General features: G+C 44.9%; 30 protein-coding genes. All 30 read left to right on the top strand.

Annotation, left to right across the window (positions count from 1 at the left end; translation table 11 throughout):
* Positions 1-1,089: elongation factor Tu (gene tuf / locus WHS38_03045; GenBank protein ID MEJ5299946.1), on the top strand; the 1,089-nt coding region annotated here is incomplete at its 5' end.
* Between the two features lie 26 nt (positions 1,090-1,115).
* Positions 1,116-1,442 (top strand): 30S ribosomal protein S10, encoded by a 327-nt coding sequence (rpsJ, locus tag WHS38_03040; protein ID MEJ5299945.1) that lies wholly within the window; start codon positions 1,116-1,118, stop codon positions 1,440-1,442.
* Positions 1,443-1,557: 115 nt separating this feature from the next.
* Positions 1,558-2,211 carry a 50S ribosomal protein L3 gene (rplC, locus tag WHS38_03035; GenBank protein ID MEJ5299944.1) on the top strand — a complete coding sequence of 218 codons (654 nt, stop codon included), beginning with the start codon at positions 1,558-1,560 and terminating at the stop codon, positions 2,209-2,211.
* Between the two features lie 24 nt (positions 2,212-2,235).
* Positions 2,236-2,859 (top strand): 50S ribosomal protein L4, encoded by a 624-nt coding sequence (gene rplD / locus WHS38_03030; protein ID MEJ5299943.1) that lies wholly within the window; start codon positions 2,236-2,238, stop codon positions 2,857-2,859.
* Positions 2,856-3,158, top strand: coding sequence for a 50S ribosomal protein L23 (gene rplW / locus WHS38_03025; protein ID MEJ5299942.1), 303 nt, complete (start codon positions 2,856-2,858; stop codon positions 3,156-3,158). Before rplD ends, rplW begins: the two co-directional genes overlap by 4 nt.
* A 124-nt stretch (positions 3,159-3,282) precedes the next feature.
* Positions 3,283-4,107, top strand: coding sequence for a 50S ribosomal protein L2 (rplB, locus tag WHS38_03020; protein MEJ5299941.1), 825 nt, complete (start codon positions 3,283-3,285; stop codon positions 4,105-4,107).
* A gap of 33 nt (positions 4,108-4,140) precedes the next feature.
* A complete protein-coding gene (rpsS, locus tag WHS38_03015; protein ID MEJ5299940.1) occupies positions 4,141-4,428 on the top strand; it encodes a 30S ribosomal protein S19 in 288 nt (95 codons plus the stop codon).
* Positions 4,428-4,760, top strand: a complete 333-nt coding sequence (gene rplV, locus WHS38_03010) for a 50S ribosomal protein L22 (protein MEJ5299939.1) — start codon at positions 4,428-4,430, stop codon at positions 4,758-4,760. The genes rpsS and rplV overlap by 1 nt, the downstream gene beginning before the upstream one ends.
* A gap of 37 nt (positions 4,761-4,797) precedes the next feature.
* Entirely contained in the window at positions 4,798-5,424 is a 627-nt protein-coding gene (gene rpsC / locus WHS38_03005; GenBank protein MEJ5299938.1) for a 30S ribosomal protein S3, read from the top strand.
* 30 nt (positions 5,425-5,454) lie between these two features.
* Positions 5,455-5,871, top strand: coding sequence for a 50S ribosomal protein L16 (rplP, locus tag WHS38_03000; GenBank protein ID MEJ5299937.1), 417 nt, complete (start codon positions 5,455-5,457; stop codon positions 5,869-5,871).
* The gene (gene rpmC / locus WHS38_02995; protein MEJ5299936.1) at positions 5,868-6,083 is read left to right on the top strand and encodes a 50S ribosomal protein L29; all 216 of its coding nucleotides are present in this window, start codon (positions 5,868-5,870) and stop codon (positions 6,081-6,083) included. The genes rplP and rpmC overlap by 4 nt, the downstream gene beginning before the upstream one ends.
* 6 nt (positions 6,084-6,089) lie before the next feature.
* Complete coding sequence (gene rpsQ / locus WHS38_02990; GenBank protein MEJ5299935.1) at positions 6,090-6,407, top strand: 30S ribosomal protein S17; 318 nt, start codon at positions 6,090-6,092, stop codon at positions 6,405-6,407.
* Positions 6,408-6,418: 11 nt separating this feature from the next.
* Positions 6,419-6,787, top strand: a complete 369-nt coding sequence (gene rplN / locus WHS38_02985; GenBank protein ID MEJ5299934.1) for a 50S ribosomal protein L14 — start codon at positions 6,419-6,421, stop codon at positions 6,785-6,787.
* Positions 6,788-6,802: 15 nt separating this feature from the next.
* Complete coding sequence (gene rplX / locus WHS38_02980) at positions 6,803-7,162, top strand: 50S ribosomal protein L24 (protein ID MEJ5299933.1); 360 nt, start codon at positions 6,803-6,805, stop codon at positions 7,160-7,162.
* 21 nt (positions 7,163-7,183) lie between these two features.
* Complete coding sequence (rplE, locus tag WHS38_02975) at positions 7,184-7,723, top strand: 50S ribosomal protein L5 (GenBank protein MEJ5299932.1); 540 nt, start codon at positions 7,184-7,186, stop codon at positions 7,721-7,723.
* A 15-nt stretch (positions 7,724-7,738) separates the two neighbouring features.
* The gene (locus WHS38_02970) at positions 7,739-7,924 is read left to right on the top strand and encodes a type Z 30S ribosomal protein S14 (protein MEJ5299931.1); all 186 of its coding nucleotides are present in this window, start codon (positions 7,739-7,741) and stop codon (positions 7,922-7,924) included.
* Between the two features lie 17 nt (positions 7,925-7,941).
* Complete coding sequence (gene rpsH / locus WHS38_02965) at positions 7,942-8,340, top strand: 30S ribosomal protein S8 (GenBank protein MEJ5299930.1); 399 nt, start codon at positions 7,942-7,944, stop codon at positions 8,338-8,340.
* Positions 8,341-8,382: 42 nt separating this feature from the next.
* Positions 8,383-8,925, top strand: coding sequence for a 50S ribosomal protein L6 (gene rplF, locus WHS38_02960; GenBank protein ID MEJ5299929.1), 543 nt, complete (start codon positions 8,383-8,385; stop codon positions 8,923-8,925).
* A gap of 24 nt (positions 8,926-8,949) precedes the next feature.
* Positions 8,950-9,324 (top strand): 50S ribosomal protein L18, encoded by a 375-nt coding sequence (rplR, locus tag WHS38_02955; protein ID MEJ5299928.1) that lies wholly within the window; start codon positions 8,950-8,952, stop codon positions 9,322-9,324.
* A 19-nt stretch (positions 9,325-9,343) separates the two neighbouring features.
* Entirely contained in the window at positions 9,344-9,856 is a 513-nt protein-coding gene (rpsE, locus tag WHS38_02950; protein MEJ5299927.1) for a 30S ribosomal protein S5, read from the top strand.
* Between the two features lie 46 nt (positions 9,857-9,902).
* Positions 9,903-10,091, top strand: a complete 189-nt coding sequence (gene rpmD, locus WHS38_02945; protein ID MEJ5299926.1) for a 50S ribosomal protein L30 — start codon at positions 9,903-9,905, stop codon at positions 10,089-10,091.
* A 24-nt stretch (positions 10,092-10,115) separates the two neighbouring features.
* Positions 10,116-10,586 (top strand): 50S ribosomal protein L15, encoded by a 471-nt coding sequence (rplO, locus tag WHS38_02940; protein MEJ5299925.1) that lies wholly within the window; start codon positions 10,116-10,118, stop codon positions 10,584-10,586.
* Positions 10,586-11,899: a preprotein translocase subunit SecY gene (secY, locus tag WHS38_02935; protein MEJ5299924.1), complete on the top strand. Its 1,314-nt coding sequence runs from the start codon at positions 10,586-10,588 to the stop codon at positions 11,897-11,899. The genes rplO and secY overlap by 1 nt, the downstream gene beginning before the upstream one ends.
* A gap of 73 nt (positions 11,900-11,972) precedes the next feature.
* Positions 11,973-12,614, top strand: a complete 642-nt coding sequence (locus tag WHS38_02930) for an adenylate kinase (GenBank protein ID MEJ5299923.1) — start codon at positions 11,973-11,975, stop codon at positions 12,612-12,614.
* A 22-nt stretch (positions 12,615-12,636) separates the two neighbouring features.
* Positions 12,637-13,428, top strand: coding sequence for a type I methionyl aminopeptidase (gene map, locus WHS38_02925; protein MEJ5299922.1), 792 nt, complete (start codon positions 12,637-12,639; stop codon positions 13,426-13,428).
* A gap of 58 nt (positions 13,429-13,486) precedes the next feature.
* The gene (gene infA / locus WHS38_02920) at positions 13,487-13,708 is read left to right on the top strand and encodes a translation initiation factor IF-1 (protein MEJ5299921.1); all 222 of its coding nucleotides are present in this window, start codon (positions 13,487-13,489) and stop codon (positions 13,706-13,708) included.
* A 23-nt stretch (positions 13,709-13,731) separates the two neighbouring features.
* Positions 13,732-13,845 carry a 50S ribosomal protein L36 gene (gene rpmJ, locus WHS38_02915; protein ID MEJ5299920.1) on the top strand — a complete coding sequence of 38 codons (114 nt, stop codon included), beginning with the start codon at positions 13,732-13,734 and terminating at the stop codon, positions 13,843-13,845.
* 26 nt (positions 13,846-13,871) lie between these two features.
* Positions 13,872-14,243, top strand: a complete 372-nt coding sequence (rpsM, locus tag WHS38_02910) for a 30S ribosomal protein S13 (GenBank protein MEJ5299919.1) — start codon at positions 13,872-13,874, stop codon at positions 14,241-14,243.
* 18 nt (positions 14,244-14,261) lie between these two features.
* Positions 14,262-14,651 (top strand): 30S ribosomal protein S11, encoded by a 390-nt coding sequence (gene rpsK / locus WHS38_02905; protein ID MEJ5299918.1) that lies wholly within the window; start codon positions 14,262-14,264, stop codon positions 14,649-14,651.
* Positions 14,652-14,688: 37 nt separating this feature from the next.
* A complete protein-coding gene (rpsD, locus tag WHS38_02900; protein ID MEJ5299917.1) occupies positions 14,689-15,315 on the top strand; it encodes a 30S ribosomal protein S4 in 627 nt (208 codons plus the stop codon).
* Positions 15,316-15,345 lie beyond the last annotated feature (30 nt).

Here is a 15,345-nt window from a genome sequence, read left to right as displayed (position 1 = left end):
TTGTCGTTTAAGGGGTCTGCGGAGTTTGTTCCCTTTGATCAGATTGACAAAGCGCCGGAAGAGAGAGAACGAGGCATTACGATAGCGACAGCACATGTGGAGTATGAGACCGACAAGAGACATTATGCCCATGTGGACTGCCCAGGTCACGCTGACTACATCAAGAACATGATTACCGGTGCGGCGCAGATGGATGGAGCGATTCTGGTGGTGGCAGCAGACGATGGACCGATGCCACAGACTAGAGAACACATTCTTCTTGCAAGGCAGGTAGGAGTTCCCTACATTGTGGTGTTTCTTAACAAGGTCGATATGGTTGATGATCCAGAGCTTATAGAACTTGTAGAACTTGAAGTAAGAGAACTTCTTACAAATTACGGATTTCCCGGGGATGAAGTGCCTGTAGTTAAGGGATCTGCTCTGAAGGCTCTGGAATCTAACGATCCCAACAGCCCTGAAGCAAAATGCATCTTTGAACTTATGGAGGCTATAGATAACTATATCCCCGAGCCTATAAGAGATGTAGACAAGCCATTTCTCATGCCTATAGAAGACGTCTTCTCCATAAGTGGACGAGGAACAGTAGTAACGGGTAGAGTAGAACGAGGTATAATAAAAGTTGGAGACGAAGTTGAGATAGTAGGTTTTGGACCTACTCAGAAGACGGTTTGCACAAGTATTGAAATGTTCAGAAAGATTCTGGATGAAGGACGAGCAGGAGACAATATAGGAATACTCCTTAGAGGTATTAAGAAGGAAGAAGTAGAAAGAGGAATGGTTGTAGCAAAGCCGGGAAGCATAACACCTCACACTAAGTTCAAGGCAGAAGTTTACGTGCTAAAGAAAGAAGAAGGTGGAAGACATACGCCTTTCTTCTCGGGCTACAGACCTCAATTCTACTTCAGAACAACAGACGTTACCGGAACGATCAAACTCCCCGATGGAGTAGAAATGATAATGCCCGGGGATAACACAAACATTGAAGTGGAACTCATTACCCCGGTCGCTCTCGAAAAGGAACTCCGCTTCGCAATCCGTGAAGGAGGCCGCACCGTCGGCGCAGGAGTTATTACGGAAATTTTACAGTAGCGTCATGCTAGGGAAGAGGAACAGCGATGGCTACGACCGAAAAGAACGAAAAGACCGAAAGAATACGAATCCGCTTGAAAGCATATGATCATCGGTTGTTGGATCAGGCGGTTAAAGAGATAGTAGAAACGGTGAGCAAGACCGGAGCCCGTATTTCAGGACCTATACCACTTCCTACTAAAATTCATCGCTATACCGTGCTTCGGTCGCCTCACATAGACAAGAAATCTAGAGAACAGTTCGAGATTAGAGTGCACAAGAGGCTTATTGACATTATTGACCCGACACAGCAGACAGTCGATGCACTTATGAAACTTGATCTTTCGGCAGGCATCGATGTGGAGATAAAGTAGTTAGGTTGTCATCCTGAAGAAACAAATTTTTTTGAATGATGTAAAATAGTTGCTTGCTTTGCAAGCGTTATAGAAAATTTTATGGCGGATAAAGGGTCAGAAGAGAGTGGGAGCTATGATTAAGGGACTTATCGGGCGCAAGATAGGGATGACGCAGATATTTGCAGAAGATGGAACGGTGGTGCCAGTAACTGTTATTGAGACCGGACCATGCATAGTGACTCAGATAAAAACAGAAGAAAAGGATGGATACCGAGCCGTCCAGTTGGGGTTTGGGCAGGCAAAACCCAAAAATCTAACTCGTCCGTTAAAGGGACATCTAGACAAATCGGTATCACTTACCGAAGACAAACAATACCCCAAAATACTCAGGGAGTTCAGAGTTGATGATCCCTCCGCTTTCCAGCTCGGACACAAAATTGTCGCAAGCGATGTTTTTTCGATCGGAGACCGAGTTGATGTAATCGGAATAACAAAAGGGCGAGGTTTTTCGGGCACGATCAAAAGATGGGGATTTCAGCGTGGTCCCATGACGCATGGATGTAAAAACATCCGTGAGCCTGGTTCCACAGGGTGCGCCACCTTCCCTGCTCGAGTCATCAAAGGAAAAAAAATGCCGGGACATTATGGTAGCGAGCGGGTTACAGTTTTAAACCTCGCTATCGTGGATATAAGACCAGAGGACAACGTTATACTAGTGCGCGGTGCTGTTCCAGGATCACGCAACGGGATCGTGTTGATTCGCAAAACCAACCGGTTAAAAAAGTAACGTTAGGGAGCGTCGAGGGTTATCATGCCTACAGTGTATGTTTACAACATGAATAAAGAAATGGTGGGAGAGCTAAATTTACGGGACGATATATTTAACGTCCCCGTAAAAATTCCCGTGCTTCATCAGGTAGTGTTGTATCAACTGGCAAAGCGTCGAGCGGGCACAGCCAAAACCAAGACTAGAACAGAAGTATCCGGTGGTGGAAGGAAGCCTTGGCGCCAGAAAGGAACGGGGCGAGCACGAGTAGGAAGCATTCGCTCTCCTTTGTGGAGAGGCGGCGGGATCATTCATGGTCCTAAGCCTCGATCATATGCCTTCAAATTGCCGAAAAAAGTTAGGCGTCTGGCGTTAAAGATGGCTCTTTCTCAAAAGCTGAAAGACTTCGAACTCACAGTGCTCGATAAGCTGCAAATGGATCGGATCAGCACTAAAGAATTTGTCAGCTTTATGAAAAGGTTTGAATTGGGAAAGACGCTCTTTGTGATGCCTTTAGATGATGAGGTGGTGGAAAAATCGGCACGAAACATTCCTTTAGTGAAGATTCTCCGTTGGGACGGATTAAACGTCTATGATGTTTTAAACTATCACCACCTTGTTCTTACACAGGAAAGTGTCCAAAAGATAGAGGAGTTCTTGGGGAAATGAGCAACGACCTGATCAAGGCATATAGCGTCATTAAACGGCCGATCCTTACGGAAAAAACGCTGCTTCAAAAAAACTTATACAACAAGCTCACCTTCGAGGTGGATCCAAAGGCTAACAAGATAGAGATCCGTAAGGCGGTAGAACTAATCTTCAAAGTTGACGTTGTAGATGTCCACACAATACGAATGAAAGGAAAGAAAAAAAGGATTGGTCGATATTTTACAAAAAGACCCGATTGGAAAAAGGCAATTGTAACTATCAAACCCGGACAGAAAGTAGAACTTTTTGAGGGTGTGTAGAGCGCGTTTAGGAATAGGGTCATTGTGTCTGCGACAATCCTTTTTGGGTGGCTCTAGGCGGAGCGAACTAACTCGGTGAGTAAATATTTTGCAGTAGCGAAGAATCATACATGAGGGTAAGACCATGGGTATCAAAAAGGTAAAGCCAACATCGCCGGGCAGAAGATTTCAAACCTACTTGACTTTTGACGAAATTACCAAAACTGAACCTGAAAAGAGCCTGGTGGAACCCCTAAAAAAAACGGGGGGAAGAAACAATTTCGGTCGTGTAACAGCATGGCATAGAGGCGGCGGGCATAAGAGACTCTACAGGATTATCGACTTTAGACGTGATAAAGAGGGCATACCCGCTAAAGTTGCGAGCATAGAATACGATCCTAACAGATCTGCCAACATAGCTCTGCTGCATTACGTTGATGGTGAAAAGCGTTACATCATTGCTCCCATGGGCCTTAAAGTTGGTGATCAGGTAATTACCAGTGATGAGGCCGATATTAAACCTGGCAATTGCTTAAGGTTGAAGGCAATCCCAGTGGGAACAATTGTCCATAACGTGGAACTTCAACCCGGCAAAGGTGGACAATTAGGAAGATCTGCTGGGACAGCAATACAGGTCATGGCAAAAGAAGGGCGTTATGCCGTTTTGCGTCTTCCCTCAGGTGAGATGCGAATGGTGCTCCTGGAGTGCAAGGCTACAATCGGGCAAGTTGGAAACATTGATCACATAAACGTTTCCATAGGCAAAGCCGGAAGGAACCGATGGCTTGGCCGTCGTCCTCACGTGAGAGGCGTGGCCATGAACCCAATAGATCATCCCATGGGTGGTGGTGAAGGTAAAAGCTCAGGTGGGCGCCATCCCTGTACACCCTGGGGAGTACCTACTAAGGGTTATAAAACGAGAAAACCAGATAAGCCAAGCGACAAGTTCATAATAAGACGGCGCAAGTAGAAGGCGCCTATATGTTTAAGTAAGGAGGATAACGTGCCGCGTTCCTTAAGAAAGGGACCTTTTGTAGATGATCATCTCATGAAAAAGGTTCTTAAGGCGAGAGAGACTGGCGACCGAAAAGTTATTAAAACCTGGTCTCGCCGGTCCACCATCGTGCCCGAATTTGTCGGGTTGACTATTGCCGTGCATAATGGCAGAAAGTTTATCCCTGTTTACATTACCGAAAATATGATCGGGCATAAGCTAGGGGAATTTGCACCCACAAGAACTTTTTATGGACACGCAGGGGATAAGAAATCCAAGGTCAAAGGGAAGAAATGATGGAAGCAAAAGCTGTTGCCAAATACATGCGAGTTTCTCCCCAAAAGGCTCGTTTGGTTGCCAACCTAATTAGAGGTAAAAAAGTGAGCGAGGCTTACCACATCCTGCGCTACACCCCGAGAAAAGCCGCTCGCATAATCTATAAAACTCTCGCTTCAGCCGTGGCAAATGCGGAAGAAACCAAAATGATGGATGTGGATAACCTCTATGTAAGCAAGATTTATGTTGATGAAGGACCTAGGCTCAGAAGATGGAAAGCCAGGGCTATGGGAAGAGTAAGACCGATAGTTCGGAGATTAAGTCATATAACGGTAGTAGTGGCTGACGAATAAAGGACGGTCAAAGTTTAATAAGGTGTGGAGGTGAAGCTTGGGTCAAAAGGTTCATCCAAAAGGTTTTCGGCTCGGAGTTATAAGAACTTGGGATTCCAAGTGGTTTTCTGAGAAAGAATATAATAAGTTGGCAGTAGAAGATCGAAACATTCGCAAAATCATAAAAGAGAAATTCTACCATGCGGGGGTTTCTTTGATTGAAATCGAGCGAGCCGGAAACAAGGTCAAAGTGATTATTCATACAGCTAGACCCGGAATTGTTATTGGTAAAAAGGGCGTTGAGATTGAAGCTCTACGAAAAGAGCTAGAACAACGTTTCAATCGAGAATTCACAATAGATACCAAAGAGGTTCGACGCCCGGAACTTGATGCTACCCTGGTGGCAGAAAACATCGCTTTGCAACTCCTTAGAAGGGTTGCCTTCAGGCGGGCAATGAAACGAGCCGTAACTGCTGCACTTAAGGCTGGAGCCAAAGGTATAAAGGTTGCCTGCTCAGGTCGGTTAGGTGGAGCAGAAATGGCAAGATATGAATGGTATAGAGAAGGACGAGTGCCCCTTCATACCTTAAGAGCTGATATTGATTACGGCACAGCTATTGCCAAAACAACTTATGGAGTAATCGGAATAAAAGTCTGGATTTTTAAGGGAGAGGTTCTCCCATAAAAGCGGTGAACGAGACAAGGAGACCTTAAAATGCTAGCTCCAAAAAGAGTTAAATACCGCAAAATGCAAAAGGGCCGTATGAAGGGTATGGCAACCCGAGGCAATAGTCTTGCCTTTGGAGACTACGGTCTTAAAGCACTCGAATGCGGATGGTTGACTTCAAAGCAGATTGAAGCAGCGCGAATAGCTATTACACGATACGTCAAGCGCGGTGGGAAAGTATGGATTCGTGTTTTTCCCGATAAACCCATTACGAAGAAACCGGCTGAAACTCGTATGGGTAAAGGAAAAGGTTCTCCCGAAGGCTGGGTTGCGGTCGTTAAACCTGGGCGAATTCTATATGAAATCAAGGGAATTTCAGAAGAAGTAGCAAAGGAAGCCCTGCGTTTGGCATCTCATAAGCTTCCTATCGCAACAAGATTTGTATCAAGGCAGGATGTGCTATGAAGAAGCATGCTGAAGAGCTTAGAAACATGACGAGAGAGGAACTTCTGGCGAGATTGAAAGATCTCAAAGAGGCCCTTTTTAGCCTCAAGATCCAGCATTCTCGCGAGCAACTCCAAAATACTGCTCAATTGAAGAAAACCCGAAGGGAAATTGCTCGAGTCTTGACCATTCTTGGAGAAAAAGGGCTACAAGATAAAGGTAAACGAGGATAAAAGTTTATGGAAGGGCAAGCCAAAAAGGTTTCTAACAGGAAGAGATTTGTAGGCGTTGTTATAAGTGATAAGATGGATAAGACAATCACTGTGCGAGTGGAAAGACTCGTTGAGCACCCAATGTATCATAAGTATGTAAAAAGATATAAGAAATTCAAAGCGCACGATCCCCGAAACCTCTGTAGGGAGGGAGATCGGGTTATGATAGAGGAAACGAGACCGCTAAGCAAAACAAAGCGTTGGCGTGTTGTAACCATACTTGAGCGTGCCGCAAAAAGGGATACCAGTGGTCCCGTAATAGATACAGTAGATGAGCAGTCGTAAGGAGTGAAGCCATGATCCAGCAGGAAACTCAACTTAATGCAGCGGATAACTCGGGAGCTAAGAAGCTCTACTGTATCCGAGTGCTTGGGGGCAGCAAACGGCGGTATGCCACTGTCGGGGATGTAATCGTTGTATCCGTAAAAGAAGCACTTCCTAATTCCAAAGTAAAAAAAGGCGATGTAATGAGAGCTGTAGTGGTTAGAACCAAAAAAGAAGTGCGACGTCCCGACGGTTCTTACATCAAGTTTGACGATAATTCCGCCGTTCTTATCAACAACGCAGGAGACCCAATAGGAACTCGTATATTCGGTCCTGTGGCTAGAGAGCTTCGAGCAAAGAATTTCATGAAAATAATATCGCTTGCTCCCGAAGTATTGTAGAAGGGAGAAAAAGTTATGGCGTCCGTGAAAACATCATCAACACCAAAGTATGAAAAAAAGTTTCGCATCAAGAAAAACGACATAGTGATGGTTACCGCCGGCAAGGAAAAAGGCAAGACTGGCAAGGTGCTTAAAATTCTTAAGAAAAAAGATCGAGTCATTGTAGAAAAGATCAACATGATTAAAAGGCACCTTAGGCCAGGCAGATACAGTCAGGAAGGCGGCATATTGGAACGGGAAGGACCAATTCATATCTCTAACGTTATGCTTGTGTGTCCTAAGTGCACAAAGCCAACGCGGGTGGGCTATAAGTTCCTCGATGACGGACGAAAAGTCCGATATTGCAAGAAATGTAATGAAATTATCGAGGGCTAACGTCCACGATGGAGGAAGTTAATGGCGCGACTTAGAGAAGTTTACGAAAAAGAAATCAGGTCCATGCTCCAGGAGAGATTCGGTTATAAAAGCCCAATGCAGGTTCCACGCATTGAAAAGATAGTCTTAAACATGGGATTAGGTGAAGCTATTCAAAATGCGAAAATTCTGGAAACAGCTTCTGAAGATTTAAAACTTATCAGCGGGCAAAAACCGGTTATCACTAGAGCTAGAAAAAGCATCGCTGCATTTAAACTGCGTAAGGGTATGCCGATAGGTTGTATGGTAACCCTAAGAGGCGATAGGATGTATGACTTTCTGGAAAAGCTTATCCACGTGGCACTGCCCAGAATAAGGGACTTCAGAGGGGTATCGCCAAAGTCGTTCGATGGAAGAGGAAACTACACCATAGGAATTCGTGAACATATTATATTTCCAGAAATCGACTACGATAAAGTGGATAAGATAAAAGGGCTGAATGTAACTATTACGACTACGGCAAAAACTGATGAGGAAGCTCGAGCCCTACTCGAAGGGTTTGGAATGCCTTTCAGAAAGTAAAGGGGGGAATAAACATTGGCAAAGAAGTCTCTGATTATCAAAGCGCAGAGGAAGCCAAAGTTTAAGGTTCGAGCATACAATCGATGTCCGCTTTGCGGGCGATCTCGAGCCTATTTGCGCAAATTTGGCATGTGTCGTATATGTTTCAGAACTCTGGCTCTTAGTGGAGAACTTCCGGGAGTCAGGAAGGCAAGTTGGTAGAAGAGGAGCAAGCTTCTATGGTGATGACGGATCCGATCGCCGATTTTTTGAACAGAATTGTTAATGCTCAACGTGTGCGGATGGATAAGGTGGATATTCCCGCATCCAAGATAAAGCTAAACATTGCGAGAATCCTCAAAGATGAGGGATATATCAAACACTACAAGTTTATCCACGACAACCGCCAGGGTATTTTGAGAATTCAGTTAAAGTATGACTCACAAAGGCAAGCAGCGATCGCTGGAGTCAAAAGAGTTAGCAAACCTGGACGGCGAGTGTATGTGGGATACGAAGAAATCCCTAAAATTCTAAATGGGTTGGGAATTGCTATACTCTCTACATCAAAGGGAATTCTAACTGACAAACAGGCAAGAAAGGAAAAGGTTGGCGGGGAACTTATCTGCGCTGTGTGGTAGCAGCAGAAACGCCAAGAATGATAGGAGAAAGGAGAAAGGGTCATGTCCCGTATTGGGAAACGTCCCGTGCAAATACCAAAGGATGTGACCGTTACCATTCAAGGGACAGAGGTAACGGTAAAAGGACCGAAAGGAACGCTCAGTCGGAAGTTCCCTGATAAGGTTAATATTGAGCTAAAAGACGGAGCTGTGGTCGTAACCCCTAGGGATCAGTCGCGCCAGGCGAGATCGATTCACGGGCTTGTCAGAACTCTTATCAACAATATGGTTGTTGGAGTGCACCAGGGGTTTACTAGGGAGCTTCACATCTTCGGAACCGGTTATAGGGCTGATGTAAAGGGAAACGCCCTGGTTCTTTCGCTGGGATACTCCCATCCAGTCGAATTCCAATTACCAGAAGGTATTAAGGCAACCGTTGATAAGCAAGTTATAATCAAGCTCGAAAGCTCGGATAAAGAATTGCTTGGGCAAACTGCGGCCAAGATAAGAGATCTGAGACCCGTAGAGCCATACAAAGGAAAAGGAATTCGATACGGGGACGAAGAAGTTCGCCGAAAAGCTGGCAAAACTGGTTCGAAGAAATAGTCCTGATGGGAGGAGGATAGAAGCATGGGTTCAAATCTTGACCCGCGGGTGGCGGCACGTCTGCGGCGGAAAAAAAGAATACGGAAGAAAGTTTTTGGGACGGCTTTACGTCCGCGGCTTTGCGTTTATAGAAGCCTTAAACACATTTACGCTCAAGTAATTGATGATGAAAGGGGCGTAACAATTGTTGCTGCATCAACACTTTCACCCGAACTTAAGGGAAAGCTTGAGTCTGCCTCAGGCAAGGTTGACGCAGCAAAGCTTGTCGGAGCACTTATAGCTAAAAAAGCTCTTGAAAAAGGAATTCAAAAAGTGGTTTTCGATCGTAACGGTTATCTATACCATGGGCGTGTTCAGGCTTTGGCAGAGGGGGCTCGTGAAGCTGGTTTAGATTTTTAGATAGAAGGGAGGCAACATCTTGGTAAGATATGTAGCAACGGAAGATTCCTACGATCTCCAGCTTATTGATAAGGTCGTCCATATAAGCCGTGTAGCCAAAGTTGTAAAGGGCGGTAGGAGGTTTTCTTTCAGCGCCCTTGTAGTGGTTGGCGACGGAAAAGGGCGTGTCGGATACGCTTTGGGTAAGGCTCGTGAGGTGCCTGATGCCATTCGTAAAGGCATGGAAGCGGCTCAAAAAAATATGCTTACTATACCTATCGTCAACGGTACGATAACTCATACAGTAGAAGGAAATTTCGGAGCATCCAAAGTTATATTAAAACCCGCTTCTCAAGGAACTGGTGTTATCGCGGGTGGAGTAGTGAGAGCCATCATGGAAGCGGCTGGAGTAACCGATATTCTTACGAAGTGTTTGGGATCTCGAAATCCCCATAACGTTGTTAAAGCCACAATCGATGGACTTAAAAAGCTCAAAAGCCCAGAAGAAGTGGCAAAGCTAAGAGGGAAAAACCTGGACGAGATCGTAGGTTGAGATTCCCCGTAGAATGCTCTCAAGATCAAAAGGAGGAAATTAGTTTATGGCTCGCATGATCAAAGTAAAGCTTGTGAGAAGTTCTATAGGACATCCTGAAAAGCACAGGCGAATTTTGAGAGCCCTGGGACTTACTAAACTTAACAAAACCCGACAATTCTATCCAAATCCCGCTATTCTGGGCGCTATCCGCAAAGTTGCTCACTTTGTGGAGTTGGAAATAGTCGAAGAATAAAAATAGCAAGAGAGGGACAGGACAATGGGACTTAGACTTAGTGATCTTGCTCCAGCACCTGGTTCCAGACATAAAAAGAAAAGAGTCGGAAGAGGTCCTGGTTCAGGACATGGAAAAACGGCATGTAAAGGACACAAAGGCCAAAAGGCCAGAACTGGGCTTGAAATTCCTCCTTGGTTTGAGGGCGGACAGATGCCGCTTATTCGGAGAACTCCCAAGCGAGGATTTTACAATAAGTTTAGAAAAGAATATGCAGTTGTTAACCTGCGCGATCTAAATCGTTTTGAACCAAACAGCGAAGTTGGTCCAGAAGAATTGAAAAAAGCCGGGTTGGTTAAAAAATCCAAATCGGGCATTAAATTGCTGGCCGAAGGTGAACTTAAACATCCGCTCATCTTGAAGGTTCATAAAGCCAGTGCCGTAGCTGTTGAAAAAGTTAAGGCTATCGGAGGGCAAATTACACTTCTATCGCAGCAAAGTGAGGCGATTCAGTAATGTTTAACATTGGTAGTTTTCAGAATATTGGGAAAATTCCCGAGCTAAAGAAGCGAATCCTCATAACTCTTCTTTTTTTGGCAGTCTATCGAATAGGCGTTCATGTGCCAACCCCTGGTATAAATGCCGAAGCACTTAACGCCTTTTTTAATGCAGCTCAGGGGACATTGCTCGGTTTTTTTGATATGTTCTCTGGAGGCGCCATGAGGCGCCTTTCGATCTTCGCCCTGGGAATTATGCCTTACATCAGTTCGTCAATTATTCTTCAACTGCTCACGGTAGTAATTCCTCATCTGGAACAATTGAAAAAAGAGGGAGAAGCCGGTAGGAAGAAAATTGTTCAATACACCCGCTATGGAACGGTCATTCTCAGTTTCATTCAGGGTTTTGGCATCGCCTTTGGACTTGAAGGCATGACAGCACCTGGGGGCGAAGCGGTTGTGATACATCCTGGCTGGGGTTTCCGCCTAATGACGGTCATTACATTAACGGCTGGAACTGCTTTTATCATGTGGCTTGGCGAACAGATAACCGAAAAGGGCATTGGAAATGGTATATCGCTTATAATATTTGCCGGGATTGTAGCAGGAATGCCCTCCGCCGTAGGGAATACTATAAGGCTGGTAGAAACAGGTGAGATGAGCATCTTTAAGGTGCTCATTATTCTAATCCTCATTCTCTTAGTTGTTGGATTTGTTATATTTGTGGAACGTGGACAGAGAAGGGTTCCAGTGCAGTATGCACGGCGAGTCGTGGGAAGGAGAGTATACGGGGGACAGAGCACTCACATCCCTTTGAAAATCAACACTTCAGGGGTTATTCCACCCATTTTCGCATCCTCCCTTATTATGTTTCCTGCAACTATAGCAAACTTTGTTCCTCATCCTGCCCTTAAGACTCTCTCTATGTGGCTTTCTCCGGGGCATTGGCTCCATACTATATTTTACGTCGGTTTTATAATCTTCTTCTGCTTTTTCTACACCGCTATCGTTTTTAATACCCAGGACGTTGCGGAAAATATGAAAAAATACGGTGGTTTTATACCCGGCATTAGACCTGGCAAAGCGACCGCAGAATACATAGACAAAGTCTTGAGCCGGATAACGCTTGGAGGAGCAATATACGTTTCCGCGGTATGTATTCTTCCCGAAATTCTTATCACCAAATTCAATGTTCCATTTTACTTTGGCGGAACTGCTCTCTTGATCGTCATAGGCGTTGCGCTAGATACGGTAGCTCAAATAGAAGCTCACATGCTGACCAGACATTACGAAGGTTTCTTAAAACAGGGAAGAGTGGTGGGACGCCGATAGAGAATAATTTTGCAATTCGGCGTAATTGTTATGAAGCAATATAGACAATGTAAAAATCGAGGAGGATTGGGAAATGAACATCATACTGTTGGGACCTCCAGGAGCAGGCAAAGGCACACAGGCTAAGCGGCTTATAGAAAGGTATGGAATCCCCCAAATTTCTACAGGCGATATGCTAAGAGCGGCTGTAGCAGAAAAAACACCCCTTGGTCTGGAAGCTAAAAAATACATGGACGCAGGCCAACTTGTCCCGGATAGTGTTGTAATCGGGTTAGTTAAAGAACGCATCCAGAAAGATGATTGCAAAAAGGGTTATATGCTTGATGGATTTCCTAGAAACGTGAGCCAGGCCGAAACTCTAGATAAAATGCTGAGTGAACTAGGGCAAAAGATCGATCATGTGGTATGCATCGAAGTTCCCGAAGATGAACTCGTTCAAAGACTGACAGGTAGAAGAACTTGCCGTCAATGCGGAGCTGGTTATCATGTTATGTTTGATCCTCCTAAAAAAGATGGCGTCTGCGACAAATGCGGTGGAGAACTCTACCAGCGCGACGATGATAATGTTCAGACTGTGACATCAAGACTTAAAGTTTACAAAGATCAGACTGAACCACTCATCGCCTACTACGAAAAACAGGGCAAACTTCGCAGGATCAATGGTTTGGGCTCGATTGATGAAATCTTTAATCGCATCGTAGCCGTATTGGGATAAAGGTAAGAAAGGATCGACATCGTTGATCACTCTGAAGAGCCAAGAAGAAATAGAGAAGATCCGTAGAGCATGTCTCATAGTAGCGGAAGTGTTGGAAAGGTTGAAAGAAGAGGTCAAACCTGGAATTACTACGTGGGATCTTAATCGGCTAAGTGAAGAACTTGCAAGAAAAAAAAAGGCGACACCAGCTTTCAAAGGGTATAAGGGTTATCCTTATGCCCTTTGCACATCAATAAATGAAGAAATCGTTCATGGGATGCCCTCTAAGAAGCGGGTATTAAAGGAGGGGGACATAATTAGCTTAGATTTTGGAGTTGTGGTGGATGGGTTTTATGGAGATGCGGCAATAACGGTTCCGGTAGGTAAGATAAGCGAGCGAGCGGAAAGACTTTGTAGAGTTACCAGGGAATCTCTATATTGTGGAATTGCCGAAGCAAAGGTTGGAAATCGCTTATCGGATATTTCTCACGCTATCCAGGTACGCGCTGAAATGGAAGGTTTTTCAGTGGTAAGAGAGTTTGTAGGACATGGGATTGGAAGATCTTTGCATGAAGGTCCTCAGATTCCAAACTATGGTCCGCCGGGAAGAGGTCCAAGACTTAAGGCTGGTATGGTTTTCGCCATAGAACCAATGATCAACGAAGGAACCCATCAAATAGAAATTCTTCCCGACGGTTGGACAGCGGTTACAAAGGACAGAAGGCTTTCTGCGCATTTTGAACATACGATAGCTATTACTCCCAGGGGACCTGAAATTCTTTCTTCTCTGAATGAAGAAGCGGTTTTCTTTGACAAAAGCAATTATAGGGTGTAAATTTCAATTTTTGGAACCTGTAAGCAAGGAAATTCAAAGTTAAGGAGAAGTGAAAGGCATGCCAAAAGAGGATGCCATTGAAGTGGAAGGAACGGTTGTAGAAACGCTTCCAAATGCCATGTTTAGAGTAGAACTTCCTAATGGGCATCGAGTGCTCGCCCACATATCTGGGAAGATGCGGATGCATTTTATTAGAATTCTCCCGGGAGACAAGGTTACAGTGGAATTGTCGCCGTATGATTTGACTCGAGGACGCATCATCTACAGAGCAAAATCGTAAAGGATTAGTAAGGAGCAGGGAAGATGAAGGTTAGAGCGTCGGTCAAGAGGATTTGTAAGAAGTGCAGAATTATTAAACGTCACGGGTCCGTAAGGGTTATTTGTGAAAATCCCAAACACAAACAGCGCCAGGGATAAACGGGATAAGCGGGAGGTAAGAAAAGTTGGCTCGTATCGCAGGAGTTGATTTGCCTAAAAACAAGCGTATTGAGATCGCCCTGACTTACATTTACGGTATAGGGCGTTCCACGGCTAAGAAAATCATCGAAGAGGCGGGAATAGATCCTAATACTCGAACTGACAACCTAACGGACGAACAGATTGCTGCTTTACGCCGGATTATCGATACAAACTACAAGGTCGAGGGAGAACTGAGAACTCAGGTTGCAATGAACATTAAAAGGCTCATGGACATGGGGTGTTACAGAGGTCTCAGACATCGCCGTGGATTGCCAGTAAGAGGACAAAGAACTCATTCTAACGCCAGAACTCGCAAGGGACCGAGAGGCTCTCTCATCGGAAAGAAGAAAAAGTAGAAATGACCAGGAGGAACAATGGCTAAGCAGAGAGGACCTAGAAAAAAGAAAGAAAAAAAGAACATCCAAAACGGAATTGCTCATATTCAATCTACCTTTAACAATACGATTGTAACCATAACCGACATGAGCGGTAATACGATCTCTTGGGCAAGTGCAGGAACTCAAAACTTCAAGGGATCTCGTAAAAGCACTCCTTTTGCCGCTCAGATGGCTGCTGAATCTGCGGCAAAAAAAGCAATGGAGCACGGACTTCAAAATGTTGAGGTTCACATCAAAGGACCTGGATCTGGCCGTGAAGCAGCTCTTAGGGCGTTACAGGCGGTTGGGTTGAATATCACCGCTATTAAAGATGTTACCCCAATCCCCCATAACGGTTGTCGCCCTCCGAAGCGTCGGCGAGTATGAGCAAAGAAATTCTATGAGTTAGAAGGGAGGAAAAACCTTGGCTCGATATACTGGACCTGCCTGTCGGTTGTGCCGTCGTGAAAATATGAAACTATATCTTAAAGGCGACCGATGCTATTCCGATAAATGCGCTTACGAAAGAAGGAACTACGCTCCCGGTCAACATGGAAAGATCCGAGCAAAGCTTTCGGATTACGGACTGCGACTTAGAGAAAAGCAAAAGTTGAGACGTATTTATGGCCTTACTGAAACTCAGTTTAAAAAGTATTTTAAAGAAGCCGAACGGCAGAAAGGTGTAACCGGTACTAACTTCCTTATCCTGCTTGAACGTCGCCTTGACAACGTGGTCTATCGCCTTGGGTTTGCTCAATCTCGAGCTCAAGCAAGACAGATGGTGCGACACGGGCATTTCCTGGTAAACGGAAAGTCTGTAGATATTCCCTCATACCTTCTAAAGCCGGGAGATGTAGTCGTAGTTAGAGAAAAAAGCCGAAGCCTGGCGGTAATTAACGAAGCTCTTGAGGCTTTGCCGAGGCGTGGCGTGTCTCCATGGCTCGAACTTAAAAGAGAACAATACGAGGGAGTTTTCAAAACTTTCCCCACAAGGGAAGAGATAGACATACCCGTGCAGGAGCAGTTGATCGTAGAGTTTTACTCGAAGTAAATGCTACACCTCGATTTTTCTGTTACAAAC

This window comes from Thermodesulforhabdaceae bacterium, from assembly GCA_037482015.1.
Lineage (GTDB): Bacteria > Desulfobacterota > Syntrophobacteria > Syntrophobacterales > Thermodesulforhabdaceae > JAOACS01.
The sequence above is the reverse complement of the archived record's forward strand: the minus strand, read 5'-3'. Positions and strand labels throughout refer to the sequence as shown.